This window comes from Cysteiniphilum halobium, from assembly GCF_003574425.1.
Taxonomy (GTDB): domain Bacteria; phylum Pseudomonadota; class Gammaproteobacteria; order Francisellales; family Francisellaceae; genus Caedibacter; species Caedibacter halobius.
In genome coordinates, this window is the sequence record NZ_QLIU01000039.1 from 1 (window position 1) to 4,132 (window position 4,132).

Genomic DNA, 4,132 nt, shown 5'->3' on the forward strand with positions numbered 1-4,132 from the left:
TTCATCCAAACATAATACCACCGAAAGGCTCATTCACCCACGGGTATCACCCGTGGTGCTCTGTCTTCGACCGCATAGATTTGATTGTCACCACTACCTGCTTGAATGGTATTTTCACCATGTCCTGCTTTAATGATATTATCACCCTCACTCACATAGATAGTGTCATTGCCCTTTCCTGTTCTAATACTGTTGTTGCCATTGCCAGTCTCTATATCATTCTCACCATGCCCTGCCCTAATCAAGTTATCACCATCACCAACATCTATTCGATCATCACCACTTCCAGCTGTAATGGTATTATTCCCTTGACCCGCATCAACCCAGTTATTACCCGCTTTGGCATAAATGACATCATTACCTGCATAGGTTTCGATATAGTCATCACCCCTGCTACCTATGCGATGTAAACTATCATTAATGGCACTATATTTACTTTCATCATTTAATAGCTCTGCGATTGAATGCGTATTACCCGCGCTGTCAATAATGGTTTTAACACTTAAGCCAGCAAAATAACCACTAAGCTTGATACTGCTGCGATAAAAGCTACCATTATTTTGATAACTACCCGCTTGCTCAAAATCACTATTGAATGCAATGATAGAAAGATCGTCCTGTTCACGTAGAAAATACAGTGCATCCATCGCAATGTCTTTAAGCAAAACAGCATCTTCAGCATTCAACACATCGGCAACAATCACATCATCATTGAAAGAAAGATTAGATAGCACATAACGATCAACACCTAAACCACCTGTTAGATAATCATGATTTCCACCTCCATCTAAAATATCGTTACCTTCAGTGCCTTGCAAATACTCACGCTTGCCAATTCCTTGAATATAGTTCACCTGCTCAATCTCATCAAAGCGTGTTAAGGTCACACTGTTATGAAAGGTCCTTTCCTCACCATTGACCTCCATGCTCATGGCTTTATGTGGCGTTAGTTGCCAACGATCGGTGCCGTTGTTAAATTCAAGATAAACCGGCACAGAATAACCCATCGTACTATCATTGAAATCATAAAAATAGCGATCTAAACTAATTGAAATATTATAATCTTCAGAGGCTAACTTTAAATCCTGCAGTTGCCATTGACCTGCTAAATATTTATGCCAAGTATTTATTGCTAGATCTTGCAGCTGAACACCATCCTCAAAAACCAAAGTCATTGAGCTATCTGTAGAAGATTCATCTGCATAGTGATAGTAATAAATCATATCCTCACCAGAGTCACCTCCAAATATATAACGATCGTGTCCTAATCCACCAAGTAGGAAATCATTATCCTTACCACCAATTAGAATATCATCACCATCACCAGCTTCTAAGTGATCATCTCCTTGACCACCATCTAATATATCATTACCTTGTTTTCCATATAGCACATCGTTGCCGCCAAGTCCTTGGAGTGTATCATCGGCAATCGTAGCAGAAATATATTCGTCACTCTCTGTTCCCATGTAGTTTACACCTTGAGCTTCCACATTAAAAATAGCATTGTTTCTATCCCAAACCGTGCCATCTGAAAACTCAATAGTAGATACTTTACTTAAGTTAGCGTAATCATCGTCTTCCTTATAAAATCCTACCACCTGAATACTACCACCGTCTACAACATCTAAAAACAAATCATAATCAATCCTTCTAATGCTGACATCCTCGACACTAATACTTTCACCAAAGCGTATAACATCATTAAAAGTATCATTAAGCATCACACCATCTGCACCTAGGGTTTTATTGTATAGTAATCCATCTCCAAGGTTTTTCTGATAATTCCATATAATTTCATTATCCCTTATGCTCCCCCATGAGTTTTTAACCAAAATATCATTACCATCGCCCATATGATAGATAAACACAGAATCCCTAGCATAGCCTGAAGCTAAAACATCGTCACCCTTTCCGCCTGTAATCATATTCCAGTAAGGAAAAATATTTTCGCCTAAATAACCATGAAAATCCTCATAATAGAACTGATAGACACTGGCCCCAGAAGCTATATAATCATTCCCATCGCCACCAAAGATCGTATCATTACCATGCACGCCACCATATAAATAATCATCGCCTTTACCCCCATCAATTATATCATCGCCTAAACCAGCATCGATGTAATCGTTGCCATCGCCACCAAAGATCGTATCATTACCATGTGTGCCACCATATAAATAATCATCGCCTGTACCGCCATCGATTATGTCATCACCTAAGCCAGCATCGATGTAATCATTGCCATCGCCACCAAAGATCGTATCATTACCATGTGTGCCACCATATAAATAATCATCGCCTGTACCGCCATCGATTATGTCATCACCTAAGCCAGCATCTATGTAGTCGTTGCCATCGCCACCAAACAACACATCATCATAAATATTGCCATACAACTTATCATTGCCTTTACCCCCATCGATATAGTGATATCCCACCGCAGTGAACAAACCAAGATCATCTGTGCCACGGTCTCTTATGACAATATCATCTCCATCACCTGCTAATATCAACTGAGTTCCATGCACTGAGATACGGTCATTACCACTAGAGCCCAATAACGTTTGTGCATTTGTCATAAAGTTACCGTCACTTAGCATCATATCAATCTGCTGCAAACTTTCAGCTAAAAAATCCTCCGGCAGATAAGCTGCTATCTCCCCTAAGCTTTGACGATATATTGATATAACATCTAACCCTAAATCAATTAAATATGGGGTGTATTCATAAAGAGCATAAATAGTGTGTAAAACTCTTGTACTATCTGTTTTTGCAAGGTCATTTAAGTAACTGTAAATGTGACTAAAATCAAGTTTCACACTTCCTTGATCAGTCAGATTAAATTCAATCATATCTAGAAACATCTGATGATTAATTGATTTAAAAGCAGATCTATCTATTGATTTTAATAACTTATCATATGCTTTTTTAATAAACTCTGCCTGCTGCACAAAGCCTATAAACATCGCATCATTTAACACTAAATCTTCATTACTGTTAAACTTCATCACATTTGACCAATTACCAATGGATACTCTAATTTCTGAGTTTACTCCATCCTCAGTGATGGCATAATCAAGCATATGACTAAAATTAAATGCTTCAAGTACAGCAATCCTCTCTAAACGCTGACGTGTTTCATCACTAATGTCAAAACTAATCTTCGCTCCTGACTCGAATATTAGCCCTTCCAGAGTTGTAATGGCTGAAGTAAACCCTTCAGCTGATTGTGCCCATGTACTGACAAGCGTCTGATATAAACCTTTGCGCTGTTGATAACTATTGGTTTGCGTAATACTTTGAACAACGTTAACAATGTCTGGATTGAGTACCGCCGCTTGATTTAGATTTCTTACGGCACCTGAGCCCCTAATATTAAAAGCTAAATCTATTGCTTCAAGCTCATCAGCAAATTGATGATTAAAGTCATCATGATATTCACGATAGAATAAATTGGCATTAAAATCTAAAGCCGCAACTATATAGCTCTCACCATTGACTGTGTTATAAGTTGATTTCTTAGCAATCACGCCACCGGTTGCGCCACTGCCATCATTAGTTGCATTTAAATCAACGCTTAAAACACCTACATCATCTAAGCTTTTAAGCTCACCATCTTGCACCACACCATCTTGATTGCTATCTTGCCATAATCTAAGCTCATCAAATGCTGTATCATTCTTATCAAAAATACCATCGTTATTATCGTCCAAATCTGATAGCGCATCAAAACCATCTGTGGCTTTCTCTCCATTTGCTTTAACGGTATTGTCCCCAAATAACTCTAATCCATTATCAATCTGTCCATTTTGATCCAAATCATGTACCAGTAACGCATCATCAGCACCAACCCAACCTGAGGCATATTTCACCCCATCACCATTGTGATCAAATAGTACATTGCCATCAGCAGTAACTGTTTCAACACCATCACCATCTAAGTCAAAAATCATTGGATCCATGTGTCGCGGTATCACATTGGCTGCGGCGTTGAAATCATTATTAACCTCATCATCAATTTTATCCTCTGAATCCTCTTTATCATCACACTCTTCATCATCACCTAAATATTCGGGATAGAAAAAGTACTCACTATTTGGCATTGCATAAAGTCACACTACAGGACACTAAC

The 4,132-nt window shown here is 38.5% G+C and carries 1 protein-coding gene; it reads right to left on the bottom strand.

Going from position 1 to position 4,132, the window contains the following annotated elements; genetic code table 11:
* Nucleotides 1-29 precede the first annotated feature (29 nt).
* Nucleotides 30-4,103 carry a calcium-binding protein gene (locus DNK85_RS11860; RefSeq protein ID WP_119329061.1) on the bottom strand — a complete coding sequence of 1,358 codons (4,074 nt, stop codon included), beginning with the start codon at nucleotides 4,101-4,103 and terminating at the stop codon, nucleotides 30-32.
* Nucleotides 4,104-4,132 lie beyond the last annotated feature (29 nt).

Excerpts from the sequence above, each read along its gene's own strand:
- DNK85_RS11860 (WP_119329061.1), bottom strand. The coding sequence starts at position 4,103 with ATGCCAAATAGTGAGTACTTTTTCTATCCCGAATATTTAGGTGATGAT.